General features: G+C 40.7%; 22 protein-coding genes and 1 pseudogene. 14 read left to right on the top strand and 9 right to left on the bottom strand.

Annotation, left to right across the window (positions count from 1 at the left end; translation table 11 throughout):
- Positions 1–10: 10 nt before the first annotated feature.
- Together N482_RS24685 and N482_RS03055 are read right to left on the bottom strand one after the other, a co-directional pair.
- Positions 11–175, bottom strand: coding sequence for a hypothetical protein (locus tag N482_RS24685; RefSeq protein WP_155730456.1), 165 nt, complete (start codon positions 173–175; stop codon positions 11–13).
- Between the two features lie 96 nt (positions 176–271).
- On the bottom strand, positions 272–1,177 hold the full coding sequence (locus N482_RS03055) for a tetratricopeptide repeat protein (protein ID WP_063375686.1): 906 nt from the start codon (positions 1,175–1,177) through the stop codon (positions 272–274).
- A gap of 675 nt (positions 1,178–1,852) precedes the next feature.
- On the opposite strand from N482_RS03055, the gene N482_RS03050 reads away from it, so the two are divergent.
- On the top strand, positions 1,853–2,272 hold the full coding sequence (locus tag N482_RS03050; RefSeq protein ID WP_063375685.1) for a hypothetical protein: 420 nt from the start codon (positions 1,853–1,855) through the stop codon (positions 2,270–2,272).
- 66 nt (positions 2,273–2,338) lie between these two features.
- Here N482_RS03050 and N482_RS03045 read toward each other — a convergent pair whose 3' ends face one another.
- The 3 genes from N482_RS03045 to N482_RS25420 form a co-directional block, all read right to left on the bottom strand.
- Entirely contained in the window at positions 2,339–2,617 is a 279-nt protein-coding gene (locus tag N482_RS03045) for a transcriptional regulator (RefSeq protein WP_063375684.1), read from the bottom strand.
- Positions 2,610–3,104, bottom strand: coding sequence for a hypothetical protein (locus N482_RS03040; protein WP_063375683.1), 495 nt, complete (start codon positions 3,102–3,104; stop codon positions 2,610–2,612). The genes N482_RS03045 and N482_RS03040 overlap by 8 nt, the downstream gene beginning before the upstream one ends.
- Positions 3,105–3,366: 262 nt before the next feature.
- Complete coding sequence (locus tag N482_RS25420) at positions 3,367–3,651, bottom strand: FAD-dependent monooxygenase (RefSeq protein WP_063375682.1); 285 nt, start codon at positions 3,649–3,651, stop codon at positions 3,367–3,369.
- 250 nt (positions 3,652–3,901) lie between these two features.
- On the opposite strand from N482_RS25420, the pseudogene N482_RS03030 reads away from it, so the two are divergent.
- The 4 genes and pseudogenes from N482_RS03030 to N482_RS03015 form a co-directional block, all read left to right on the top strand.
- Positions 3,902–4,399: pseudogene (locus N482_RS03030) on the top strand (IS3 family transposase); the annotation flags it as partial.
- A 591-nt stretch (positions 4,400–4,990) separates the two neighbouring features.
- Positions 4,991–5,581 carry a hypothetical protein gene (locus tag N482_RS03025; RefSeq protein WP_063375681.1) on the top strand — a complete coding sequence of 197 codons (591 nt, stop codon included), beginning with the start codon at positions 4,991–4,993 and terminating at the stop codon, positions 5,579–5,581.
- Positions 5,582–5,815: 234 nt separating this feature from the next.
- Positions 5,816–6,508, top strand: coding sequence for an aspartate/glutamate racemase family protein (locus N482_RS03020; RefSeq protein WP_063375680.1), 693 nt, complete (start codon positions 5,816–5,818; stop codon positions 6,506–6,508).
- A gap of 145 nt (positions 6,509–6,653) precedes the next feature.
- Positions 6,654–8,348, top strand: coding sequence for a hypothetical protein (locus N482_RS03015; protein WP_063375679.1), 1,695 nt, complete (start codon positions 6,654–6,656; stop codon positions 8,346–8,348).
- 55 nt (positions 8,349–8,403) lie between these two features.
- Here N482_RS03015 and N482_RS03010 read toward each other — a convergent pair whose 3' ends face one another.
- Together N482_RS03010 and N482_RS03005 are read right to left on the bottom strand one after the other, a co-directional pair.
- Positions 8,404–8,595 (bottom strand): hypothetical protein, encoded by a 192-nt coding sequence (locus tag N482_RS03010; RefSeq protein WP_063375678.1) that lies wholly within the window; start codon positions 8,593–8,595, stop codon positions 8,404–8,406.
- Positions 8,596–8,801: 206 nt separating this feature from the next.
- On the bottom strand, positions 8,802–11,063 hold the full coding sequence (locus N482_RS03005; RefSeq protein ID WP_063375695.1) for a TonB-dependent receptor: 2,262 nt from the start codon (positions 11,061–11,063) through the stop codon (positions 8,802–8,804).
- Between the two features lie 425 nt (positions 11,064–11,488).
- On the opposite strand from N482_RS03005, the gene N482_RS03000 reads away from it, so the two are divergent.
- The 3 genes from N482_RS03000 (at position 11,489) to N482_RS02990 (ending at position 15,399) form a co-directional block, all read left to right on the top strand.
- Positions 11,489–12,496, top strand: a complete 1,008-nt coding sequence (locus tag N482_RS03000) for a LacI family DNA-binding transcriptional regulator (RefSeq protein WP_063375677.1) — start codon at positions 11,489–11,491, stop codon at positions 12,494–12,496.
- A gap of 151 nt (positions 12,497–12,647) precedes the next feature.
- Complete coding sequence (locus N482_RS02995) at positions 12,648–13,883, top strand: MFS transporter (RefSeq protein ID WP_063375676.1); 1,236 nt, start codon at positions 12,648–12,650, stop codon at positions 13,881–13,883.
- A gap of 13 nt (positions 13,884–13,896) precedes the next feature.
- The gene (locus N482_RS02990) at positions 13,897–15,399 is read left to right on the top strand and encodes a trehalase family glycosidase (protein WP_063375675.1); all 1,503 of its coding nucleotides are present in this window, start codon (positions 13,897–13,899) and stop codon (positions 15,397–15,399) included.
- A 91-nt stretch (positions 15,400–15,490) separates the two neighbouring features.
- On the opposite strand, the gene N482_RS02985 is transcribed toward N482_RS02990, so the two are convergent.
- Complete coding sequence (locus tag N482_RS02985) at positions 15,491–16,846, bottom strand: hypothetical protein (protein WP_063375674.1); 1,356 nt, start codon at positions 16,844–16,846, stop codon at positions 15,491–15,493.
- 249 nt (positions 16,847–17,095) lie between these two features.
- Positions 17,096–17,329: a hypothetical protein gene (locus tag N482_RS02980; protein WP_155730455.1), complete on the bottom strand. Its 234-nt coding sequence runs from the start codon at positions 17,327–17,329 to the stop codon at positions 17,096–17,098.
- A gap of 303 nt (positions 17,330–17,632) precedes the next feature.
- Between N482_RS02980 and N482_RS02975 the strand changes: the two genes are divergently transcribed.
- The 6 genes from N482_RS02975 (at position 17,633) to N482_RS02950 (ending at position 25,258) form a co-directional block, all read left to right on the top strand.
- Positions 17,633–18,631, top strand: coding sequence for a hypothetical protein (locus tag N482_RS02975; RefSeq protein ID WP_155730454.1), 999 nt, complete (start codon positions 17,633–17,635; stop codon positions 18,629–18,631).
- A gap of 144 nt (positions 18,632–18,775) precedes the next feature.
- Entirely contained in the window at positions 18,776–19,762 is a 987-nt protein-coding gene (locus tag N482_RS02970) for a hypothetical protein (RefSeq protein ID WP_231100775.1), read from the top strand.
- A gap of 46 nt (positions 19,763–19,808) precedes the next feature.
- Positions 19,809–21,011, top strand: coding sequence for a hypothetical protein (locus tag N482_RS02965; RefSeq protein WP_063375671.1), 1,203 nt, complete (start codon positions 19,809–19,811; stop codon positions 21,009–21,011).
- A 144-nt stretch (positions 21,012–21,155) separates the two neighbouring features.
- Positions 21,156–22,046: a cation diffusion facilitator family transporter gene (locus tag N482_RS02960; RefSeq protein ID WP_063375670.1), complete on the top strand. Its 891-nt coding sequence runs from the start codon at positions 21,156–21,158 to the stop codon at positions 22,044–22,046.
- Between the two features lie 57 nt (positions 22,047–22,103).
- Complete coding sequence (locus tag N482_RS02955; protein WP_081227687.1) at positions 22,104–24,890, top strand: ATP-binding protein; 2,787 nt, start codon at positions 22,104–22,106, stop codon at positions 24,888–24,890.
- A gap of 173 nt (positions 24,891–25,063) precedes the next feature.
- The gene (locus tag N482_RS02950) at positions 25,064–25,258 is read left to right on the top strand and encodes a (2Fe-2S)-binding protein (RefSeq protein ID WP_063375669.1); all 195 of its coding nucleotides are present in this window, start codon (positions 25,064–25,066) and stop codon (positions 25,256–25,258) included.
- The last annotated feature ends 22 nt before the right edge of the window (positions 25,259–25,280 follow it).

Here is a 25,280-nt window from a genome sequence, read left to right as displayed (position 1 = left end):
AAGAAGATTTTTAATTGTGTTGCACTGAGCGTTTGATTCGACAGCAGCTTACGTATTTCTTCTCATGATTCACTTTAAGCTTTTCGTCAAGGCACGAAGCTGACGTGACAACAAGTCCTAAAGGCGTATTAAGTTGATGGGCTATGCCAGATACCAAGGTCGTCATCGCCGCCATTTTTTCGGCTTCTAACAATTGCTTTTGGGTTGCTTTTAAATTGCCTAACGTTTCAATTAAAACGAGGTTCTTTGTTCTTATTCGCCGTACAAAATATCAAGTGAGTAATATAATTATCATCATGGCGATGATCATGATGATTAACTGTGTTTTAGCTGCTTGGGTGTTGAGCTGGTGAAGCGCGTTTTCTTGAGTCAGCTTTGCAATATCCCGCTCTTTTATGGCTAAGTTCATCTGTGCGGCATGAAATGCGACATCTATTTCAGCTTGTCCTTGTAAAAACTTGAGTTTGCTTTGCATCAGCAAAGCGGATGTGTCGAGCACACTTTGTGAATCGTTAACTTGCTGATAATACATCACGAGCAAATGACCGGCTTCTGACTTTTCTTTGCGTCTTGTATGTTCATCACTTAGCTTGATGATTTCCTTTAAGCGTGTTTCTGTATCTTGGTACTCTTTTTGTAAAAGTTTAATCCTCATGAGGTCAATTTGCGGCCCAATGCTATCAGCGATGGCATTACTGTTTTTCCGTATAGTCGTTGTGCGTTCTAAGTGTTGTTTTGCAAGTTCAAGCTCACCAAGTGCGATATAGGTTTTGCCTAGGTAAGAGCTATGATAAGTGAACTCGTTTTGCTCTCTAAGGCTAAGACTTTGCTTATGAAATGCCAGTGCTGTTTGATATTCGCCTAGTCCAAAATGCGTTTCTCCGAGGTTGTTCAAGCCAACCGCCATTTGTTGAGCGAGGTCTCTTTGTTTAGCGTCCTGATAAAAGCGTTGAAAATAGGATTTTGCATCTTTCAAACGGCTTAATTTTAAATAGACATTTCCGATATTGTTCTCGGTTTGTCGCAGAAATAGCTCTGTATCCATTAAGGCCGCTAGTTTGTAGCTTTCTAAGTAGTTTTCAAGGGTCCTTTCATATAGCCTCATGCGAGTTAATGTGCCTGCTGTAAGGCTGTAATAACTGTATAAAATGGTTGGATCTGAGACTTCAATGCTCATTTTTTACATTGTGACAAAGTTGAAATAGCACTGTGAATATCATCGGTTTGAATTTGAAACCAAGCTTTGCCATATAGCAAACGGATTTTTTGTTTGGTACTCAGCTTTTTATCGAACTTAAATAAAAAGTACTCAGTGGTAGATATCGCTTCTAGGGGGGCTGAGAAGATACACTGCGTATTTCTGCTCTGTTCTCTTCAAACTCTGGTTCGGTGAGTGGTGTCGCGAATGCATTGAGACTAACAAGCACCAGTATCTAGGTAATACAACGTAACAACATCAAACGTTGGCTCTCTTATCAACTACTGAACACTAAGCATAGCATCTAGGCTTTTTTAACACTGGTGTATTTGAAGAAAATTAATTTAATAAAAATATTAATTTATAGTTACTTAAGATGTGATTTAGCTATAAGTAGATGAGCTGAATTATGCATTCAAATAGGTAAAATCCAGTGTAGTTGTATAAAGTGTAGGATTGAAATTAAATGTCATTTTGTAATTGATAACTATTTGGGTTTAATGGTGTGTGTTCACTAGTGCTTATTCACCAATTTTTGTTACCGAGTGTAATGGTAGAAGAGCGAGAAAAGAGTAGTATTTTTCCTAAGGGATGCGCACCTGAACCTCTTAGTTTAAATAGCTAAGTTTTTAAATTAACTTTTAAGGAAATCTCATGTTAAAACTCAGTTCAGCTATAAAAATTGTCTCATTAGTGTCTGTATTTGCTGCTTCCAGTGCATTTGCAATAGAGGAATGTACTTTGGCTTCTCCAAAAGCAGCTATTAATTTTTGTTACCAAATGAATGCTTGGGATATTGCAGCTATACAAGGGAATAAAATGCAATATGGTCCACTTTACGGGTGTAAGCAAGAAGCTGAAAGTGGCGGTATTGGTCATGCTCTTTGTGATGAAGGTGGGGTAACGACGAAGCGTGTCTTGGCGAGCCCTGAAGAAGCGAGAGCAAATTGCTATAGTATGGGGTATTGGGATATCGCCGCCATTCAAGGTAATAAAAAGCAATTTGGCCCAGGTTATGGTTGCAAGCAAGAAGTTTATACCGGTGGGATTGGTCACGCCTTAGTTAAGTATTAATATACACGTATAAGCTGATATCAGCATGATAAAGCGCTGCGAATCATTCAGCGCTTTATATTATTATTACTCTATGATTTTTTTTAACGCCGTTACATGGGCATTAAATGCTGCTCTGCCAAATTCTGTAAGAGATATCCAAGTACAGGGCCTGCCTTGGTTGCTACGTTTTGAAGTAACAATATATTCGGCCTCTTCTAATACTTTCAGCTGTTTTGATAGTACAGAGTCGCTGACATCTAGCTGCAATTTAATCAGTTTAAAGTCGAGCTCTGCGCTGGTTGCAAGCATGGCGCAGATCTGTAAGCGATTTGGCGCATGGATAATGGGATCTAGCTCACTCATTTGTACTCTCCACATTTACAACTTCACCTGTCGGATACTTTCGTTGTAACCAAACAAGCATTCCACCGCACATTAGGCCGCATACCCAAGGAATAACATTTATGTCAGTAAATAAAGTGAGCTCACGACTGACAACGATAATCACTGCAAAAAATATTGCGCTATAAATATTTAGTCTTTTGCTGGCATTGGAGCGGGGGAGTATGACAGGCTTTACGCCCAATAAATGACAGCGATATAAATAAATTGCGACAGAAAACGCAAAGACGGCCCCGCCGATGATCATCATTAGAGCCCATTGATTTTCGTGACGCATTAAGCCATATCCCGCGACAATCGCGCCATAACTTAAACCTGTGATAGCACTTAGCCACATCGGTGGGCGGCTATGTTCAATGGTTTCTTGCTGTGTTGTTTGAATACTTGCAAGCGCTTTCGTTGCTGCGTCTTTATCTAATTCTGTGATGTTATTTTGTGTATTTTTCATTGTTCGCTGTCCTTACTTTCCACTATGGAAACTAAAATTTAGCCTACACTTTCCAATTTGGCAAGTTAATACTTTCCAGAATGGAAAGTATTGTAAATAACATTGCTCAATAGCAGTTACGAGTGAATATTAGGCGTGGCTAGACCTTGCATCCAAAGAGTGCTTAATTGTGTGGGGTCCATTTTTAATGGCTGTTGAGGCATATCAGAGAAACATAGCTTAGCCAAATACCGGTCTATTGTTTTTGCTGTAGTGGTTTTGTTTATTCGAGTCTGAAAAAGTGGCTTAGTGCCTCGGGTATTGATTCATGCTGACGGAGCAAGTTGGTTAAATACCACACATCCTCCGGAGCCTGACTGGCACCTTGACCTGAAGTTGGCAGTGATGCATGTACGGCATCACCGATCAGGACGACATTGTTTTGATGCCAGTAAGGCAGCGGCTCAATAGCTTGTTGTCTGTTCATTTTAACAGCTAAGTGATAATGATTGCTCATAATGGCATACGCCGCGATTTCTATCGCAAACACTTCACTAAGTAGCTTCATGCACTCAACTACCGTGTACGTCTATGGTCAAAGTTTTTCCTGAATATTTGTCTTCTCCACACAAAAAAGCACGGCGTACACACCGTGATAATAAGATGTCGACGACTAGTTTATTAATGCCTTCCTTGCTCTTGTCATTTCTATTTAAAACCCATCAAAAACTGGATATTTCAATAGTGGTCAAAGAGCCTAATTTAAGTAATAAATTTGTGACTTTCCCATTCTGATTTCTGCTGAGCAACCAAATTAACTCTGGGTTGCAGATATCACTTATGTAGCCACTTGGAGTGGGTTTGTTTATGTGGCATTCGTCATAGACGTGTTCTCGCGATATATCGTCGGCTGGTGTGTTTCAACCACAATGCATGCAGAACTTATTCTAGATGCATTAGAGCAAGCAATTTGGCATCGAGGTGACACGCAGGGCCTTATCCATCAAAGTGATAGAGGAAGCCAATATCTCTCAATCAAATACACTGAACGCCTTATGGAATCTGGGATAACAGCATCTGTGGGTAGTGTTGGGGACTCGTATGATAATGCGATGGCTGAAACGATAAACGGGCTATTTAAAACAGAGATTATCCGCAGGAATGGTCCATGGAAAAATGTTGATGCCGTCGAATACGGTACCCTAGAGTGGGAAAATTAGTTTAATAATCAACGCTTACTCTCTTCAATTGGTTATGTTTCACCTGCTCAATATGAAACTGATTTTTATGATAATTTAAGAGAGTCGGTAAAGTAGCCTGACTTAAACAAACTAGTCTCCGATGAACTCGGGGCGATTCATAGTGTGCGCTGTGTTGAGTAATAGTCACTTCCAAATAAATTTGAAGCCATGCTTTATATAAAACCAATCTGAATAATTTTTTTAAGTTGATAAATAAAGCGTATAATCTAGTTTCAAAAAAAATCTATTTGCGAATTTTATATGAGTAGGGCTTTAAGTGAAATTTCGTAAAATTACAAAAGTATGAATGAGTCATTGTGAATGGGCACCAAATGAGCTTGTGTACGAATATTAGGCTGTGAAAAATACAAATTAAAAAGACTCAAATCACAAAGACATTAATCTGTGCAAGTGGCTAAGTTCACGGCCATCATTGGTTGTTGTATTTAAGTTGTTGTATTTAAGTTGTTGTATTTGTTGTTTATAAAATCTTTTTGAAGGTGGTTTGCAGCTTTTAGGTGAGTACTTTACGTAAATGAATGTAAATGGATTGTCTGATAGTTGAATGATTTTGGCCAAATTTTAATGCGTTCAGTAATGCTTTATTACGGACTAAAAAACTGAAAATCGCTAAGATTTTCTTCATAAACTATTTGGAGAAAAGTTATGAAGAAAAAATTAGTACTCGCTATGCTGGCAATGTTTGGCCTCAATGTTGAGGCGGCCAATTTAAATAAAACATATTTAGAAATTGGTTACTCTCAAACTGAGCTAGACGATACTGAATATGATGCGACAGGTTATAAAGCTGGGGCTGGTTACGAGTTCGATAATGGTATTTTTGTTGGTTTTAACTATAAAAGACAGAAAGACACATTAAGTATCTTTCTTAGGGAAACAGAAGTCGAGTTTGATGAGAATATTTTCGAAATCGGTTACATCATACATGAAGCACAAAATGGACGATTCTCTATTGCAGCCAATATGGGCAAGCTGGATATTAAGCTGGATAATCGCACCACAGATTTTGATCTAGCGAGGCTTTATACGGAGTACGAGCATAGCCTCAACAAGTACTTTTCGGCTTTTGCGCAGTTAGGCTATGAAAATTATGATGCAACAGACGTGTCAAAGCGCAGTGGAGCTCGATATGGAGGTGGGCTTAAAGCGCATTTTGGTGCATCAAGTGTTAGTTTGGAATATTTCCAAGGAAAGGATTTTGAGCAGTCTGCATTAATGTATAGATATTCTTTCTAAGTCATTGCGATAGCATATTTCATTGGGCCTGTATGGGAAGCGGTTTGATTCCTATATGGGCTGTTTAGAGTATGTTTATAAAAACCCAAACAGGATCTAACCTGCAAGCAAGACCAGTACTTTTCTTGATTTTTGCTGTTCCATTTTAGTTGGGGTTTTCATAAGGTCTTTCTTAGCAAATTTGGAATGCACCCAAACTAACTATTATTAGAACGCATAACAAAGGAGATAGAGATGAAAACAATTGGTCTAATTGGTGGAATGAGTTGGGAGTCTACTGCAAATTACTATCGCTACATAAATGAAGGGGTTAAACAGCGTTTAGGCGGCCTGCATTCAGCCAAACTTGCTTTGAAAAGTGTCGACTTTGCGCCCATAGCCGAGCTACAAGTGCAAGGTGAGTGGCAGAGAATGGCACAAATACTTGGAAAAGAGGCACAAGACTTAGAGCATGCAGGTGCTGATTTTATTCTTATTGGAACTAATACCATGCACTTAGTTTTCGATGAAGTCGCCTCTCACGTAAAAGTGCCGCTAGTACACATTGCTGACGCGGTGGGAGAGCAGTTACAAAAAAATGGGGTCAATAAAGTAGGTTTACTTGGCACTAAATTCACCATGGAGCAGCCATTTTATAAAAATCGACTTAGAGACTTGTACGGTATAGATGTACTGGTCCCTGACTCGTCAGATAAAAATACTGTTCATGACGTTATTTATAATGAGTTATGTGTCGGCAAAATACGAGCTAATTCGAAACAAGCTTATATCGAAATCATTGATCGACTTGCTGTGCAAGGTGCTCAGGCTGTGATTTTAGGATGCACGGAAATTGCGTTACTTGTTAATAAAGGAGATACAACACTGCCACTTTACGACACCACTACGGTGCACGCTGAAAGGGCTGTTGAACTATGTTTAAAGTAAGTACTTTAGTATTTTTTCAATCTTAATTTGGCTTATACGTGAATTATAAATGTTATTTTATAACGCATATGTAATAAATAATTCAACAAAATGTGATTTTTATTAATTTTTATGTAAGAATTGCTCCGTTTTAAAAGGAGTAATTATGAAAATCAAATATCTATGCAGCATTTTAGCGACAATGACCATCAGTTCTTCGGCTACCGCGTTTACACAATTAGGCGGCGCTGGGATCATGCCAATAGGTCATGAGTGGTTGACGCGTACATCAGCGCTTGAAGTAATGGGACAAGACACAAAGGTATCGGATAGTAGTGATCCTAGACTAGGCTGGAGCAGTGGTCTTGCCAAAGCTGTTGAATTAAATGCAGCGCAAGCTGAAGTGACCAAAATCTTATCTAACACAAATGAAGATGGGACATATTGGTCTGAGTATGATGCGATTTATGCTGCAATAGTTGGCGAAAGGTGGGTGGACATTGCAGGGTTTAATGTAACTAATGCAAGCACGGACCCAACGGGACCCAATTGCTTTAATGCCGTTGCACAAGAGCCGGCTGACCTTCAACAAGATCACTTTATGCGCCGATATGACGACATTGGCGGTATAGGTGGTGTAAATGCTGCGAAAAGAGCGCAAGCTAGGTTTATCAATCACTTTGTTAACGCAGCCACAGCCGAGGCTAAAAAAATCAAAGTTTGGGATGGCGGGGGTTATGCGCAAGCTGTTGAAGTAGATCATAATTACTTCTTGTTTGGTCGTGCAGTTCATTTATTCCAAGACTCATTCAGCCCAGAACATACAGTAAGATTACCTGCTGATAATTATGAAAAAATCTGGCAGGTGAAAGCATACCTTTGTTCAGAAGGTGCTGAACAGCATACCCATGACACTAAAGAAGCTTTGAATTATCAAAGTGGAGATGTGATTTGGAAACCTGAATCTCGAGGCGACACTGGATGGCAAGCTTACAAACCGAGTAATATAAAACCAGTTGCACTTGTTTCATTAGAGGCAAGTAAAGATCTTTGGGCTGCATTTATTCGCACTATGGCCCTTCCTGAAGAAGAGCGCCGTGTAAAAGCGCAGGCTGAAGCACAGCAATTAGTACACAACTGGCTATCATTTGACGAGCAAGCAATGTTGGCTTGGTATGCAGACGAAGCTAAACGAGATCATACCTATGTACTTGCACCGGGTGAGTCGGGCAAGGGTAAAACACTTGTCCAATGCATGGAGGAGTTAAATGTAGGTACAACTGATCAGTTAGCACGAGTTGCGCAATTAGAAGAAGAGCGTAGACACTGTTTGTATAATGTAGAAGCTGAAGAAGGGTATTCTGATGTCAACGATCCACTTATCAATATGCCTTATAATTGGAAATGGAAGTCTCTAACATGGAAAACTCCCCCAGCAGATTGGCAACCTAGCCAGCTCAAAGCGGACACTGGCGAAGCTGTGCACATTACGAGCATGTTAAACGGTCATGCAATCAGTGATAGTGGAAACACAATCAAAAACCAGGCACTAGTTATTAGTGACCGATCACCATTGGCTTTTGTCAAAGTCGAGACAGGGACAAATACTGCCTACTTCCGTACAAGGGATAGTGCGGAATTATTTTTGAGTTATAAAAGCACTTCAAGTGGCGATGCAAAACTTTGGACTTCGCCAAACCAAGCCGCTTTTTACTTACAGCAACAGGGTAGCGCAGTAAACTTGAAAAACACCTATTGGGAACAATATGTTTGGGCAAATCCGTCTACGAGCCAAATACATCTGACGCGATCTGGAAAAGCACACAACACTAACGCACAGTGGCAGTTAAAGTCACTCTAAACGATGTTAACCCAGAGTGCTTTAGGCACTTTGGGTTTTCACTGCTATGGCGACGCTAATAGTATAAATATGAGTCACAATGGCATTGTGGATCGGCTGTTAGTTCATCAACGTGTAAATCAACTCTACTCTGGTTTTTTTCATCCCAAACCGTGACCATGCTGTGCTGCCTGTCTACAGACAAAACTTCAACAGGGTGTTCATGATATTCTAGCCACTCGCCTTTTCGGATTTCTTCAATGTTCATAATGAAACTCCCAAGCTTCCGACATATTTTGAGCATATATTGTGTTATGAATTAAATGTCGAAATACGGTTATTACGTGCAGAGATAATTAAATTAAAGTGTAGAATGAAGGGTGAAAAAAGCCCAGTATTAAAGGTGATCCTGCTAGGCTTTGGTGTTAGTTTTCTGGTAACACGAAGTGTGTACTTTGTGTAAATTTGGATTAATTAGAAGCTATAAGCGACACTAAATTTAATGCTGCGAGGCAAAATGTATCGGCCATTTGCAGCTGCTGGGTTACGAGGGTCGCCCTCTGTAAGGCCACGCTCGTCAGTTAGATTGTCTATCGCTAGTTGCAGTTGAACCTGCTCCATTGGTTCAAGCATTAAACCAATATCCACCTTTTCATAGCCATCTAGCACTGCGCTTGGAGTATTTTGAATATCGCTATAACGTGAATCTACAGCTGAAATTGTGCCGTAAACTGTCGCGAACATATCGCCCAATTCAAACTCATAACTTGGCGTGATCCTTAACTGCCAATCAGGAATACGCTGAGATTTATTACCTGTTAGAGTACTATCAGGGCTCTCTGCAATTTCACTGTTTTGTAAGGTACCATTTAGATTGACGCTAAAACCTGAATCATGATTGTAGTTAAAGTCTAACTCAATACCATGAGCTTCAGTTGTGAAACGTTGTGCTGGTAGGTCAGGGCGCGTAGAAAAAGACTCGCCTTTGACTTCATTTGCAAAGAATGTCGCAAAGAAATCCATGTTTTCGCCCATGTACTTATAACCAATCTCACTTTGCAACACTTCTTTGATCAATTGATCGCCACCTGTGTAGGTGTCGTAATTGTCCCTAAAGTCGTCGAAGTAAGGCATCTTAAAGCCTTTATTGAAGCGAACAAAAACACCGCTAATGTCATTTAGCTTATAATCTGCACCGATAGTCCAAGATGTTTTTCTTGCACTGTAGTCGACGGTTTTAGTGATCTTACCGTCCAGACCTTCGTCGACTGAATAATCTACTTCATGGCGTTCGCTACGAAGCCCAAGATCTAATGTAAGTGCATCTGTTGCTTTGTAGCTTTGCGTAGTATAAAACGCTACCGTTGCTGCATCACCTGAGCTATTTATATCATAATTAAAACCACAGCCCTCGATTGAATCGTTACACGCAATACCAGTGAGCATTTCGCCACCTTGGGCAAGTACATGGTAAGCTGAATTGCCCAAACTCCACCAGTCTTTCGCTGAGGTCGTAGCCGTATACATACCAAATGCACTGCTTATTTTTCCGAAATCCTTACTAAATGCCAAGTCATTGGTAAATGCTTCGATATCTTTCAGCACTACCCATCGACCATAATCTTGAACTCGCGTGGTTGCGCCATAAACAGTTCCGGTGGCCGCGCCGATTGCGCTTGTGCCGTTATCTGCGACGTCAGCTAGATTAACGACATTGCCACCCGGTACTAAGCCATATGTATTTGCGTCACCTTGGGTTAGGCTAAATCTATCTATAAAGTGCCAGTCGTTACCCAGTTCAAACGAGATACTACCGCCCGAAACATGGCCTTTCCAGCCACGACCTTCGCCCAAATCGATGTCAGCTTTTCCGTTACCAGCATAAATAGTCGCTTGTCTATTTAATGAACCTAACTGTGTGAATTCTGCATCTACACCTTGCTCGTTCAAAGGTGTTGGTAAGTACCATGCACCTGTGTCGTCAGTTTGACGTGTATATACGTTAATTTCGCCGTTTTCTAGTTCTTTAGTGAGCTTGACTGTAAATTGGTGGCCTCTTTCAGAAGTAAAACCTGCATCGCGGATCCCAGAAGAGCGCTTGATGTAGCCGCCTACCATGTAATACAAGTCGTCGCTTAGCTCACCACTAAGCACGCCATCTACTCGCTGTAAGCCGTAATCTGACGTTGTATATTTAAAAGTCCCTTCGGTATCTTCCTGACCACGTTTTAAACGAAAGTTAGTTGTCAAACCCGGTTGGCCATTAGATAGCACAGGGTTGGGGCCGCCGCGTAAGCCCTCCATCATTGAGATGGTCTCATCAATACGGAAAATTGATGAGTTTTCTAAAAATGATAGTGTAGGAGCAGGGTATACAGGTGAACCATCTAGACTAACAGTCAAAAAAGGAGCATCGCCGCTAGAGGTGAATCCTCGTACATTGATATTTGCACCAGACTCACCACCAGAGCTTTCTACCCAAACACCTGGTATGGCCTTGAATAGATCTGCGGTGCTTTTAGGTGCGAGACGTTCAATGAGTGATTCGTCTACATTTGTTACAGCATAAGCCGCATCGACCTTACGGACCCCCATACCCCCTGGCGTACCAGAGATGATGATTGTTTCTACTTTTTCGTCAGTTTTTTTATTTTGTTCAGCACTTACTGCATTAGAAAATGCGAGCGCAGATAAAACTGCTGCTGTAAGTGCAGAATACTTCTTGCCTAAGTTCACAGGAGCTGCTCCCTTGGTTGTTTCATGTGTTGTCATAATGGCTGACGTTAAGTCAGCATTGCTTTTCGCCACGTTACAAAGCGACTTAAATTTAAGTTCACTGTGTATAATTTTGTTTGGTTTGCACTGGGCGTTATTCTAAAATAGAACTTAATGCAAACGTTTGCAATAGTGTGTGGAGATATTTTTTTACCTCGCATTTACCTAATTTAGTAGGAGCCGCTAGATTTTTTACCTATGATTAAGAACTAAGGTATTTTAAAAACAAAGAGTTAAGAAACTGATAGACGAGACTGAAATATAGTAAGAAAATAAACAACGCCAATTGAACCGTTAGATACGCATATTTTCTTACTCGAAAACCTTTAGCCTTCACATAACAGTTTTAATTAAGCCTTTATTTTTCAAGATGTAATGGATGTGTAATGCCGCAAAAGAAACTAAAGTTAGCCGATTTAGCAAAGTTAGCAGGGGTGTCTACCTCTACTGCATCTCGGGCGCTTAATGATAACCCCCTTATCAAGCAAGAAACGCGAGAGCGCATTCAGCAATTAGCTAAAATGCATAATTTTAGTTTAAATGCCGCTGCGAGCCGACTTAGGTTACAAAAAACCAAAGTCATTGCGGTGCTAATTAATCTTGACGCTGAAACAGAGCAATCAATAGATGACCCATTCTTACTTAAAGTGGTGAGCGATATAAATCTTGCTGTTAATCGCCAAGGTTATGAGTTATTGCTGTCAAACTCATATATGGCGGGCGAAGATTGGTATGGGTACTTCATAGATGGACGACGAGCCGACGGTGTTATTGTGGTTGGACAAGGTAAGCAACAAGCCCGCATAGATAGAGCGTCAGAAGCCGGTATGCCGCTTGTCGTTTGGGGTGATCCAAAGACCGAAGCTGACTATGTTATTGTGGGCAGCGATAACTTTTTAGGTGGCAAAGTGGCGACTCAACACCTACTCGATAAAGGCTGTAAAAAACCTTTGTTTTTAGGAGAACCCGAACACGCCGAACTTGGCGAACGTTACAAGGGCTTTAGTTATGTCATAGCGCAAGCTGGCTTAGCCGAACAAGCTCAGCTCCTAAAAATAGACATAACAAGTCAGGCAGCATACGACAGTATAAATAGAAAACTTCGCAGTGATGGGCTTGATTTTGATGGTATTTGCGCTTGTAGTGATATGGTTGCTTTGGGGGCCATGAAGGCGCTTAAAGAGCGTTATGTAAGTATTCCCAATGACGTGCGTATAGTAGGCTTTGACGATATTGCCATGGCTGATGTCAGTTTTCCGTCGTTAACAACCATTAAGCAAGATACAAAAAAGGCGGGAGAACTATTGGTGGAAAAGCTACTGGCCCAATTAGCTGGGGAAGAGGTTAGCTCAAGTCAGGTGGCTATCTCATTGGTTGAGCGCCAATCAAGTTAAGAACCAAAAGCACATATGCGCTTCGCAAGTAATGAAGCGCATATGTGCAACTCAAAATCAGTGGTAACATAAAATTAAAATTGCAAACGTTTGCATTGTGCTTTTTTGAGCGCTAGACTGAAATAAATCTAGCGTATTTATGAGTCATGTAATGCAGAACATGCGAATCATTATGGCCATGGCGGTCAGTTATTTCTTATTTGCAATATTGCTCAACAGTGTTGGCACAGTAATTTTGCAAGCGATCAATACTTTTGGTGTAACCAAAGCGCAAGCAGCTAGTTTAGAAGGGTTCAAAGATATTCCGATTGCTATTGTGTCGTTTGTTGTCGCGTCATTTATTCCTCGGATAGGTTATAAAGTAGCTCTGCTGATAGCATTATCTCTGGTGATCGTAATGTGTTTGGTCACACCTATCGCTGGCAGTTTTTGGGCGCTAAAAGCACTGTTTGCGGCTGTTGGGTGTGCGTTTGCCATTGTAAAAGTGTCTGTTTATGCGCTGATTGGTCAGGTCACAGACTCTGCAAAGTCGCATTCTAGTTTGCTCAACACAATTGAAGGCGTTTTCATGGTAGGGGTACTCAGTGGCTACTGGGTGTTTGCTGCATTTTTAAGTGACGATATTTCCTCGAATAATTGGCTAAATGTCTATTACCTATTGGCTGGCCTTTCTCTACTCACATTTTTACTTGTATCCAGCGTCCAAATTGAAAAACCAAAACTTAAACCTGAGCATAGTCCAAAAAATGACTTTATCGATATGTTGCGCCTAACATATCAGCCACTAGTTTTGGTTTTTGTTATCAGCGCGTTTTTATACGTTTTGATAGAGCAGGGCGTAGGGACGTGGCTACCAACATTCAACAATCAAGTCCTTAATTTACCTGTGGATGTCAGTGTACAACTAAGCAGTATCTTTGCTGCAAGCTTGGCTCTGGGACGTCTGATGGCTGGCCAAATACTTAAAAAGATTGATTGGTATCTATTTTTAAATGTGTGCATTGCGGGCATGGCTACGTTGGTACTATTGACATTACCTCTGACAAAAAATTTACCGTCTGTACCTGTCAATAGCGTATTCGACGCACCGATTGCCGCCTACTTAATGCCTTTAATTGGATTATTGATGGCACCTATTTACCCGGTGATTAATTCGATTATGTTAAGTAGCTTAGAAAAGCACAGACATGCAGCGATGACTGGCCTGATCGTGGTGTTTTCAGCCCTTGGCGGCACAACAGGTTCGCTTATAACAGGGTTTGTTTTTGAATATATGAGTGGCCAACACGCCTTTTATATGTCGTTAATTCCAATGGGTATTATTGTTCTAACCCTATTTTTATTTAAAAAGCGTGCTCAGCAAGTAGCGTGCTCGTCAGTAGTATAGTCGAGGAAGTATCATGAAGTTTGAGCACAGCAAGCTTTTCAAAGATGTGCAATTAAGCGGTATTTATACCGATAGTAAGACGTTTGCAGATGCCATACCGATATTTAGCTGGCAAAAAGTGTGTGATCTGTACGACATTGAGCAGCCGCAAAATTTAAAGACTTTTGTTCAATCACATTTCAAGTTTAGACCTCAGCCCGAACTTGAGGCCTTACCTGATTTACACAATGTCTCTGAGTATATTGATCTGCTGTGGGAGAGATTACTTCGAGAGCCTGAAACACAAGACTCAAGTTCTTTGTTAGCGCTGCCAGAGCGTTATATTGTGCCTGGAGGCCGTTTCAATGAGATTTATTATTGGGATAGTTACTTCACAGCTTTGGGTCTGATGGACGTTGGTCGTGATGATCTTGTACAGAATATGCTCGCAAATTTCTGTTTTTTAATAGAGAAGTTAGGCCATGTGCCAAATGGTAATAGAAGCTACTACGCGACACGTTCTCAGCCGCCGGTGACCGCATTGATGGTTGACTTGCTGTGGGATGCGAAGAGAGCAGATCAAGTATGGTTAACTACCGTAACCAAAGCCCTTGCACGAGAGTATGAGTTTTGGATGTCTGGTAGTGATTCTCACCTTACTGATAAAAACGCGTATCGTCGAGTAGTTAAAATGCCATGTGGTGGCATACTTAACCGTTATTGGGACGATGAAGCTGCACCAAGGCCTGAGTCTTACAAAGAAGATATCTCGGATGCAAACGCGTTAGGTGAAGAGCAAAAGCTGAGCTTTTATCGAAATATTCGAGCTGCTTGTGAATCGGGCTGGGATTTCAGTAGTCGATGGCTCGAAAATGCAGATGATTTAAGCTCAATCAAAACGACAGCAATTGTGCCTGTAGATCTGAATGGGTTGATGTACTTTTTGGAACGCCAGCTATCCCGTTGCTATGATGCGTTGGGAGTGAAATCTTCAAGAGACTCCTTTCAAAGTAAAGCAACAAGCAGAACTTGTCTAATTGAGCACTATATGTGGCAGCCTAAATCGAATTGGTACTATGACTATGATCTTACTCAGCAGCGGCAGACCATTGTCGATTCCATGGCTGGTTTTACGCCAATGTTTTTTCAACTGACAGACAATAGCAAAGCGCAAGGTATGACTGAGCGCCTGATGTCGAAATTTGCGAAGCCTGGAGGGTTAGTTACCACGTTAAGTAGTACTGCGCAGCAATGGGACAGTCCAAATGGCTGGGCACCATTGCAATGGTTTGGTATTAAGGGACTGCTAAATTATGGCTTTAACGCAGAGGCAAGTGAGGTTGCTCAAAAGTGGATAGACACGGTTGAGGAAAACTTTACGCATACTGGATGTTTACTTGAAAAGTATAACGTTGTTGAACCTAGCAAAATTGCAATGGGAGGAGAGTATATCGTTCAGCAAGGGTTTGGTTGGACAAATGGAGTAGTAAGTCGCTTTTATAAGCTGATAAGCTGTTGCAACTCACCTAATCTGTGAGTATAAAAAGAAACGCTATAAATGAAAAAAGTGCCTTAAAAAAGGCACTTTGGCTCACAATCAAGAGACATACACGTGATACTCGGGAGTATTAGTGTGCGTGCTCGCCTCCTTTTTCAATACCTAACCAAACAGCGCTGTCTGGTGTGAAATCTAGTTCAATTTCTACTTTCAATTCAGCACTTTCAAGGTCATAACCTAAAACGTGTTTTGCTGTCGCGTCGACTACAAATACTGTGTTTTCAGCTTTAGAGAAAGTAAGTCTGAATGATGCACCTTCAGGTAGTGCGTCTAACTCATGTTCATGTACTTTTACCGAGTGTGCTACTTCCCAGTGGTGCTCGTCATTTTCTGTGTGTTGTTCAAAAATGGTCAATACACCAGCTGAGTCTAAAATGGCTGCGTGAGACCCGTCGTAGTTGAAGTCTCCGCCTGCAATGCGGTGCCCTTGCGTAATCGTCCACTCAACTTTTTCGATTTCGTTATGTTCAGGGTCAATAACAACTAACTCGGTTCCGGCAATACCGATAAACTGATGGCTGTCTTCATGGCCTCTCAAAGTGCCTATACGCTGGCCTTCTGCGAAGCTTTCAGGGTTTGCTATTTTGCTAGCGGTAAACTCGCCGTTTTCTTCTGTGATTACGACAACACCATCGCCACATGCAAAACTGATGTGCTCATGGTTTTGCGCGCTGCCATGTAAAGCTGGGCACGTTTCTTCAAATACTTTTTCTTGGTCAAAATGATCGTCATGCTTATGGAAAAGCCCGATTTTGTCAGGTAATACGCTCTCTGCGTCGGCATCGCGAATTGTGCTAAGCGTAAACTCGCCTCGAGCCTGAGCTGCACCGTGCATATTGGTGTTGTACTCAATTTCAGCAAGCTTTGAAGCATCGCCGTTTAAGTATGCTTCCGAGAAAACGGCAACTTGTGCATTTGTACTACCAGCTTCACCATCGAAAAAGATTGCTGTGTTGTGTTCACCATTAGTTACATGAGCTGGTTTTGCCAGATCAAATGAAACATTACTCAATTTAGGCGCTTCTTCGTACGGGTGCATATGGTCGCCGTGGTCTTCTTCCCATATGCCACCATCTATAAACTCAACACGACTATTGTCAGACTGAACAAGTACCGCATAGCGGCTATTTTCAGTCGTATAGACATACTTAGGGAAATTCGTGCTGGCTAGCTCACCCGCAACTTCTTTGTGCTCCAAATCTAAGATGTGGATTGAGTTTGAATCAGTAGAAGTAACCAATAAACGGCCTTCAGAACTTACCGTACCATGATCGTGGTCGTTATCATGGTTATGATCGTTGCCTTCATCTTTCTTAACTTCTTCAACAACAGGCTCGTGTTCAATGATTGTGGTTTTTGTGTCACCACAAGCTGTAAGTAGCGCCGTTGCTACCGCAACAGAGAGTAATTTATATGTGTGTTTCATTTTTACTTTCAATTATTAGAGTAATGTTCAGCAGGTTTGCGCGTTTCCTTACAAGACAGCTGCTTTGGAGATGTTATAAAGTAACAAATTAATATTATGTTATACTATAGCGTTAATGGCGTGCAAGGGGGAATTGCAAATTATTGAAGTTGTTTGTATTAAAAATGGAAACTTTTTAGCGGCAAAAAGAGCCAAGTATCGACAAGAAGGGTGCTATAAATTGACGGGTGAAGCTATGCGTTTTCAAAGTTAATCAGTCATAAACAGTACTCGTATACCTATTGCCGCGATTACCACTATTAGCAGTATGAGTTCTACTCGATGCACGATAGCCTTGGTTTTTTTTTCGGTTTTGTTCTTTTTAGATGACACTTCATATTCCTCATTTGGGTGTCGCCGCTCGTATGCGGCATTCGCTTTTTTAGCAAAAGCGGTACGTTTTTCAGCGCTTAAAGTTTCATTCATTGAGCTTTGATAATCCATGGGTTTGCCCCGTGAAGGCTGCCTGACTCTCGGTGCACTACACATATCCACCTCTTACCACTGACTTCACTCAAGACCTTCACTTTCAATATTGCTAATATACTGATTTTTAATCGAAAGGTCTGACGTTCTATATAAGTACTAGTATAGTACTTTTAGACTAGGTTGTCTTTGTGAGAAGGGTAAAATTATACCCTCAAATTTAACTTGAACTGGCATGGCACTTGTAAGTGAACTAAGTACAGTTTTATGGATCTAAATGTTAAGTGGTGTATGGACTTAAACAGGCAAAGAGTGAAATTAGTGAATAAACAAATAATCGTTTTGGTTACTATCGTACTGTATATCACGCTTTTGGGGTGCTCTAAAGCTAAAAGGGATCCCCAGAATGAATTTAACCTCCTATCACAAGCCCCCATTGATCTTGGCGTCATTTCAAGTGATGCAACTTCTGTTGCATTTTTAAATGGAGGTTTGGTGACGGTATCTGATGTGCGTACCGCTGAGGTCAAACACCAATTTAAGTTGAACAAGCAAACAAAAGTAAGTGGTATCTCTTTGTCGCAAGATAATAAACTACTTTTGGTTAGCTTTGATACGCAGTTAAGCGTTTGGGATTTGGATAAGAATTCATTAGTAGGTCAGTTTACAGTGGTAGGACACTCAAAGTTTGCCAAGATATCCCAAGTTGCCATTTATGCAAACCCAATGTTTGTGCTCGTAGGAATGACTGACGGCACATTAAATTTAATCGATTTTGAAAACAGTCTAACAAAACAAGTCAAGCTACATGATGCTCGGATCAGCCATTTGGAGTTAGGAGAGTACAGACAATTAGTAATGACTGCTGGACATGACGGTCAAGTTAAATTGTCACACATAGATTCATTGTCACTAAAATATAGCTACTCCTTACACAAGCGAGTGACCAGCGCAGCGACAGGACAGAGAAACGAAACTTTATTCGTATCAGATGCATTGAACGAACAGTTATTGCTGAGGCCATTTTCGAATGTGAGTGAGCCCATTAAGTTGGTTTATCGCGAGCGGTTTCGTTGGTTTCGTGCCGCAGCATTAAGCCCAAATGGAGAGTATTTGGCAACAGGTTCGAGCAAATACTGGTGGACTCTATGGGATGCAAATAATGGCCGAGAAATTGACGCGTTTGCTATTGAGGCGGCAACATCGACCGCTATGATTTTGGATATGCACTTTAGTAAAGGCAACATTCTGACAACTTTGAGCAGTGACGGAATTGTTGAGTTTTGGGATATCAATACTTTAGCGAGCAAACAGCATTAGTGGCCTGAACCTTGCTGTTTCAGCTCACCTTTCGTGTGATGACAAACGCACGAACAAATTGCAAGATTAACCTGTACAATCGCTTAAAAGACTATACTATCACCAGTCGGTTTATCTTGCCGCAGATTTAGAGTGACTAAAGCCATGTTGTTTAGACTGATTGTAATTATTGCCTCTGTGTTGTTGGGTGGGTGTGACCAAGACGTTGCATTGAGCAAAGGAACCCTAGACAAATTAGGCAATAATGGTGTTTTAATCGGCCACTTTTCAGCCGACGGCAGTAAAATGGTGACTGTCGACAGCACTAATTCGCTACATGTATGGGAAACGAATAGCCGAACATCCGAATTTTCAGTACCCCAAGAGAAAATGCCTGAATTAGTTCGAGAAGTCGTGCTGTCTCAGGACAATACTATGCTAATTGTTGTAGGAGACAACCAGCTTCAATTTTGGTCGTTGCCAAAGCAAAAACTAGTGACGAAGGTAATCTTTAGTGGTGTATCGGGTTATGCGCATATCACCTCGGTCGCGTTGGCGCCAACAATGGATAAGATTGTTGTAGCCATGTCCGACGGTACGGTAAACATGGCTAACTTACATACCCAAGTAAACAACCAGTTTGCACCTCATTCGCGACCAGTTATGCATGTCCAGTGGGATGATAAAGGTGAAATGGTGATGACAGCGGCTCAGGACGGCAAGTTGGCGCTTTGGCAGTTTGGCTCGCCAGAGCCCTTGTTTACAAAAGAATTTAACCATCGTGTTACCAGTCTGGCAGTAAGGCGTGATTTTTCTGAGTTTTTTGTGTCAGACGCATTGGATAATCAGGTGATCGCATCGCTTTTAGATGGTGCGAATAAAAGCGAACTAAAGTATATGGCTAGGTTTAAAGTTTTTCGTAAAGCACTTTTTATCGAGCAAAGTGCGTATTTAGCAACGTCATCTTCAAAGTCGCACCTTACCATATGGGATACTAAAAGTGGCAACGAACTTGGTACTTGGCAAATTAATACGCTTAATGCAGGTGCGACCATAGTTGATATGTATGCGCCAAGTAGGGAAAAGCTCGTAACATTGAGTAGCGATGGATTATTAGAGGAGTGGGCATTAAATATGCTTGCAACTAAATAGGCATAGTTCATAAGCTTGGTACCATTTTACAGTTAGGTAAGAGACGATGAACAGATGGATTTTGTTTTTTATCATATTTTCAAGTAGTGTTGCTGCGAATATAGAGCAGCTTGACCAAAGGCAGTGTGCACGTTTTGCTGCTGAGCTACAGTTTTTGCGTCAAAACAATGCGTTAAAAGAAGGCGAAGATGCTCGTTTAAGGAGATTGCTCGAACGCCTCCAAACATACTGCCAGTCACCCCGAGCAAGCAGCCAAATAATTTCTCAAGTAGACAACAATGCAAACCGTTCTTTTGGCATATCCACTTTTATGGACGAAGCTACCCGTAAAAGGTGGCAGAGGTTTTTCCAAAAGCCAATGATTTGTCACCATGGTGAGCAAGACTTTGCTAGTGCGGTAAAATGCGCCGAACAAGTGGCACAGCAACGAGAAGCTTTTGAGCTTCTACTTCGAAAAGAAGCAACGCAAAAAAAGAACACTGTTCAACCTCCGCTACAACAAAAAGGTACGCAAGGTGAGGAATTGGGCTCTTCTGTAGAGGAAACTCAAAACCCGCGTGTTGATTCAATATCAGAAGCTGATGACGATGATAAAGCACTAGATATTATATACGAAGAACCCGATAGAGGGTATTTTGGACGTTTTACCATGTGGCTTAGTGTGATTATTGCTGGCTATGTCTCTATTGAGCTTTTGAAGTTTTTGCTTCGCCCCAAGCAAGCAACGCATATCGTGCGTAAGCGCACATTCAAGGAAACGTATAAATCATTAACAAGCAAATTAGATAACAAAAAGTATATTGTCCTGTATCGCAGTATGAGCCCATTATTGGAGGAGCTGGATATCGATGGCGTTGTGTTGTCTCCCTTTGGAGTATTTGCTATTGTTTACTGCCCTCAAACAGGTGTCATTGAAGCAGACATTCAAGGTGAGATGTGGAATGTCATTCAAGAAGGGTCTTCTAACTTCTTTTTGAACCCTGTAAATGCAGCCAAGTTACGCGTATCGAATTTGGCTGGATGTATAGGTGCCAAAAGTGGGGTGAGATACTTAGTTGTATTTGATGAGCAAACGGACTTTTTCCTAGGTAAACCCTTCAATTGCTTCACCAGTAAAGAAGTACCGTTAGAGGTTATGCGCTACACGCAGTCCATGTTTAGTTATGAACAACTTAGATATTTTGAGCAACGCTTGTATTCGGCTGAAAGTCGGCTAAATCCAGATTCTACATTGGTAGGTAATTCATAGATTTGGCTAACAGGGGTAAATTGCTTATTTATTTGCTAAATATTATGATTTTTGATGCGTCTGATAAAAAATAGGGTTACAATTGCCGTCTTTTTATTATTAGTACCCTCTAATTATTAGTTACAAAGGTTTCCCAAGTTTCGAATGACCGATCTTACAACTCATGAGGCTTCTCGTAAGCGCTTACTCATTGCGCTTGCCTTAACATGTACATTCATGCTAATCCAAGTGGTAGCGGCGCATTACGCTAACTCACTGGCTGTTTTAGCAGATGCTGGGCACTTGTTTGTGCACAATAGTTCTTTATTTATTGCGTTGATTGCGTCAACTGTAGCGGTAAAACTGGCTAAAAACTTCAATGAAGGGTATAAAAAAGCTGAGTATACAGGTGGTCTGTTGAATGGCGTACTGTATCTATCCATCGCAATCATAATCCTCCTAGAAGCGACAGAAAGAATTGAACTTCATACTCAAGGGCATGTTCATGAGGTCAATACATTTGTCATGTCTACGGTTGCAGGTGTCGGATTTTTATTTCATGGTTTAGCCGCATGGGTTTTGTATAAAGGCCGTAAAGACAGTATCAACGTATATGCAGTTTTTTTGCACTCGTTCTTTGATTTACTTTCAACAGTGTCGACCTTTATAGCTGGTATTTTAATTCATTTGACTGGGTGGAATATTATCGACGTGCTGTCTAGCATGTTGATATCTTGCTTTGTGTTGTTTACTGGTTTGAAGGTAATAAAGACCTGTATTGTTGGATTGTTTGATAAGAACAATACATTGCCAGCCGTCGAAAGAGTAGAGCAAGCTATTGTAAATACTGAGCATGTCGAAAGTGTACACAATGTCACGGTCTCAAATACCGAAAGCACTTTGATGGTAGGTGCACACATTGTTTTAAAGCATCATTGCACAATTGAAATGCACGACGATGCCTGTCGTTATCAAGTCGAAGCAAGGCTAAAACAGCTTTTTTCAGTCGAAAAGTGCGTTTTGCAAATAGAAAGTCACGATTGTCCCCACCATTAAACTTGGCAAATACCCAGCTTTCCTTTATTTTTTAATAGAATATAAAAGGAGCTGGTATTGCTAAATCACATTTCAAAGTTACCAAAACTGGTTATTGCGCTCTTTTTGGGCGTTTTAGGGGGCATTGCCAACCTACTGCCAATTTGGTTTTTAGATAGCTCAGAGTTCCTGTTTGGGCAGCTGTTTGTCATTCTTTGCTTATTAGCATTAGGGTGGCAATATGCCGTTCTCGCTGTTGGGATCGGTGCAATTTTTTTGTTGTACCGCTGGGGGCATTGCTTACCTTCAGTCGTATTTCTTATCGAAATTTTGTGGTTGCAAGTTTTTTGTATACGCGCTAATAAGCCCCTATTCATAAGAGGTTTAGGGTTTTGGGTGCTCTTTGGCATTCCTATTTTATTTATCATGGGCAAGTTTGTTTTAGGGCTCACCCTCTTAGTTATTTTCACCGCTCTTGCAAAATATATGATAAATGCTGCGGTATATTTGGCCATTGTCGATCTAACCTCGCTTTTTCTATTTAAACGTGTTTGGCAAGCGAAGTCTCTATACCAGATCTTAAACTATATGATTAGCCATCTAATCATATTGGTTGTGCTTATCACAACAATCGTTTTGACAAACAGTCATTACAAGCGCATAGAATTCGAAGTCACCGCTCAACTACATGATGCCTCGGTGAGTGCTTTGAAACAAATTGATGATTATCTTGAAAGCTATCGCAGGGCAATCAATATTGCTGCGCAAGATATACAGTCTGGTGTAGATAAACAACAGGTTATAAATCGCCTCGTTGATACTTATCCGAACTTCAGAACAGCAATTGTTGCGGACCAAAGTGCGTATGTGACCCATTTTTATCCCAATGCTTTGAAAATAAGCCTTGTGGGTGAGGTTCCTTCAGTTGCTGACAGAGAGTATTTTATTCAAGCGCCTTATTACCCCAACGGTTATGTGTCTGGCATATTTCAAGGCAGGGGGTTTGGTAATGACCCAGTCGTAGCTGTGTCAGCCCCACTATATGAAGATGGAGAGTTTCAAGGGATAGTAGAGAGTTCTTTATTTTTTGAGTCATTTGAGCAGTTTATTCCTAAAGTACTTGCTCAAAAAGGGCATCTGTTAATTGTAGATCATGAAAACAATATCGTCTTTAGCTCTTTGAAATCTGATTTTAACATTCTGGATAATGTTGCTAATGAACAGCTTATTGCACTTACTGAGTCCACAGACCAAGTTTATATTAGTAATAACCGAGATGTGTACTATCGCCAAAGCGTGCAATCGGACATTTTTAATTGGCGGGTTATAAGCCTAATAGAGCGTAAGCACGTAAATTTGGCCGTCGCTTCGGCTTGGATACAGTCTTTTGTTTTAGCATTGTTCATAATTGCTATAAGCAGTTTTTTAGTGAATCGAATGACGAGGGTATTTACTAAGCCGATAGTTGATTTAAGCCATAGTATTAACTCATTCGATCCCAGTGAAAAAATGTCTGGAGTTAGTAACACCCCAGAGGGAAGTTGTTTAGAGGTCATTACTTTGCAGCAACAATTTTCCCAATTGGCGTTTAAGTTATCAACGAGTTTCGCAAAATTAAACAGCGCAAACGAGGAAAATGCACAGCTCAACCGAAAATTAAAGGATTTTAATGAGCATCTGGAGCTTGAGGTCAGTGAAAAAACTGAAGAACTCATCAAAGCTTTGGAGCAAGCGAATAAAGCCAGCTCTGCTAAAAGTCAGTTTTTAGCAAATATGAGTCATGAAATTCGTACACCTCTAAATGGCATTATAGGTATGTCTGAAGAGTTAATTAACAATGAATTCGATTCAGGCTCCAAAACGCAACTTGATATTATTCATCAATCTGCACATAAATTGCTATTGATTCTTAACGATATCTTAGACTACTCAAAAATAGAGGCGGGTGCATTGGTGCTTACTATGCAAGACACGGATGTATCCGATTTTGTTACCGCCATCTCGACTGCGTTCGAGAAGTCTTTATCTAAGCGTAACGTTGAGTTTAATCATGCGTTAGATGAGCAAGTGCCCACAGTTTTAGTATTCGATGATCTTAGACTTAGTCAGGTCATAAATAACCTACTAAGCAATGCTGGAAAATTTACCGAACAAGGGAAAATAGACTTTACGGTGGATTACAGTCAAGGCTCCCTTAGACTCAAGGTCAAAGATACAGGGATTGGTATTGCAAAAAGTGCTCAAAAAGATTTATTTGATGAGTTCACTCAAGCCGACTTATCTACGACAAGAAAGTATGGTGGCACAGGGTTGGGTTTGACGATTTGTAAACGTTTAATTGCATTAATGGGTGGGCAGTTGACCTTTCACTCTACAGAAAACGTTGGCAGCGAGTTTATAGTTGAGATCCCAGCAGAGCTGGGTGAAGTACCAAAACAAAAATCGATTAGTGCGGAGATTCCGAACCTTGAAAATATGAAACTATTATTGGTTGAGGATAATCCTATTAATCAGATTGTAGCGACTCAGTTTTTAGAGAAAACCGGTGGTCTTATCTCAAAAGCAATGGATGGCATTGAAGCGCTTCAAGCTCTAGAGGGGCAGGACTTCGATATTATTTTAATGGATTGTCAAATGCCGAATATGGATGGATTTGAGTGTACACGCACTATTCGCCAAAACCCGGATGTTTATGGGCACCCTTATATTATTGCAATAACGGCAAATGCTTTTGCGGAAGATAAAGAAAAATGCCTCAGAGCCGGCATGGATGATTTTGTAGCAAAGCCAATTGAATCCAAAGCGTTATACTCGTGCCTTAAAAGCTGGAATAGTAAAAATAAAACTGGAGACGATAAAAAGTAGTATTGCTTTATTGCGAAAGTCGATGGCGATTAAGTACTGAAGGAAAAATAAAACTCCTTATTGATCAATGCTATTAGTAATTATTCTCATTTTTATGATTATGCTTGTTGATAACTATTTTTGTTTAGATTAAACTTAGTATCAGTTGATGTAATTGAGATTGGTTTTCATTCATGTATATTTGTATTTGTCACGGAGTTACTGACAAAAAAATCGCACAAGCAATCGATGATGGAGCAAGATCCATGAGAGATCTAAGTAAGGAGCTTGGAGTAGGGACTCAGTGCGGCAAGTGTTGTAATTGCACAAAGAAAATATTGAATGAAAAGCTTATTGAAATTGTAGATGTGACAGAACAAGTCGCGTAACAGTATTAAATAATAAAAAAGG

This window comes from Pseudoalteromonas luteoviolacea NCIMB 1942, assembly GCF_001625595.1.
Taxonomy (GTDB): Bacteria; Pseudomonadota; Gammaproteobacteria; order Enterobacterales; family Alteromonadaceae; genus Pseudoalteromonas; species Pseudoalteromonas luteoviolacea_A.
The sequence above is the reverse complement of the archived record's forward strand: the minus strand, read 5'-3'. Positions and strand labels throughout refer to the sequence as shown.

Coding starts and splice junctions, on each gene's coding strand:
- N482_RS02985 (WP_063375674.1), bottom strand. CDS start 16,846: ATGAAACACACATATAAATTACTCTCTGTTGCGGTAGCAACGGCGCTA.
- N482_RS03050 (WP_063375685.1), top strand. CDS start 1,853: ATGTTAAAACTCAGTTCAGCTATAAAAATTGTCTCATTAGTGTCTGTA.
- N482_RS02980 (WP_155730455.1), bottom strand. CDS start 17,329: ATGGATTATCAAAGCTCAATGAATGAAACTTTAAGCGCTGAAAAACGT.
- N482_RS03045 (WP_063375684.1), bottom strand. CDS start 2,617: ATGAGTGAGCTAGATCCCATTATCCATGCGCCAAATCGCTTACAGATC.
- N482_RS02965 (WP_063375671.1), top strand. CDS start 19,809: ATGAACAGATGGATTTTGTTTTTTATCATATTTTCAAGTAGTGTTGCT.
- N482_RS02970 (WP_231100775.1), top strand. CDS start 18,776: ATGTTGTTTAGACTGATTGTAATTATTGCCTCTGTGTTGTTGGGTGGG.
- N482_RS02990 (WP_063375675.1), top strand. CDS start 13,897: ATGAAGTTTGAGCACAGCAAGCTTTTCAAAGATGTGCAATTAAGCGGT.
- N482_RS03055 (WP_063375686.1), bottom strand. CDS start 1,177: ATGAGCATTGAAGTCTCAGATCCAACCATTTTATACAGTTATTACAGC.
- N482_RS02995 (WP_063375676.1), top strand. CDS start 12,648: ATGCAGAACATGCGAATCATTATGGCCATGGCGGTCAGTTATTTCTTA.
- N482_RS03040 (WP_063375683.1), bottom strand. CDS start 3,104: ATGAAAAATACACAAAATAACATCACAGAATTAGATAAAGACGCAGCA.
- N482_RS03020 (WP_063375680.1), top strand. CDS start 5,816: ATGAAAACAATTGGTCTAATTGGTGGAATGAGTTGGGAGTCTACTGCA.
- N482_RS02950 (WP_063375669.1), top strand. CDS start 25,064: ATGTATATTTGTATTTGTCACGGAGTTACTGACAAAAAAATCGCACAA.
- N482_RS03025 (WP_063375681.1), top strand. CDS start 4,991: ATGAAGAAAAAATTAGTACTCGCTATGCTGGCAATGTTTGGCCTCAAT.
- N482_RS24685 (WP_155730456.1), bottom strand. CDS start 175: ATGGCGGCGATGACGACCTTGGTATCTGGCATAGCCCATCAACTTAAT.
- N482_RS25420 (WP_063375682.1), bottom strand. CDS start 3,651: ATGAAGCTACTTAGTGAAGTGTTTGCGATAGAAATCGCGGCGTATGCC.
- N482_RS03000 (WP_063375677.1), top strand. CDS start 11,489: ATGCCGCAAAAGAAACTAAAGTTAGCCGATTTAGCAAAGTTAGCAGGG.
- N482_RS03015 (WP_063375679.1), top strand. CDS start 6,654: ATGAAAATCAAATATCTATGCAGCATTTTAGCGACAATGACCATCAGT.
- N482_RS02960 (WP_063375670.1), top strand. CDS start 21,156: ATGACCGATCTTACAACTCATGAGGCTTCTCGTAAGCGCTTACTCATT.
- N482_RS03010 (WP_063375678.1), bottom strand. CDS start 8,595: ATGAACATTGAAGAAATCCGAAAAGGCGAGTGGCTAGAATATCATGAA.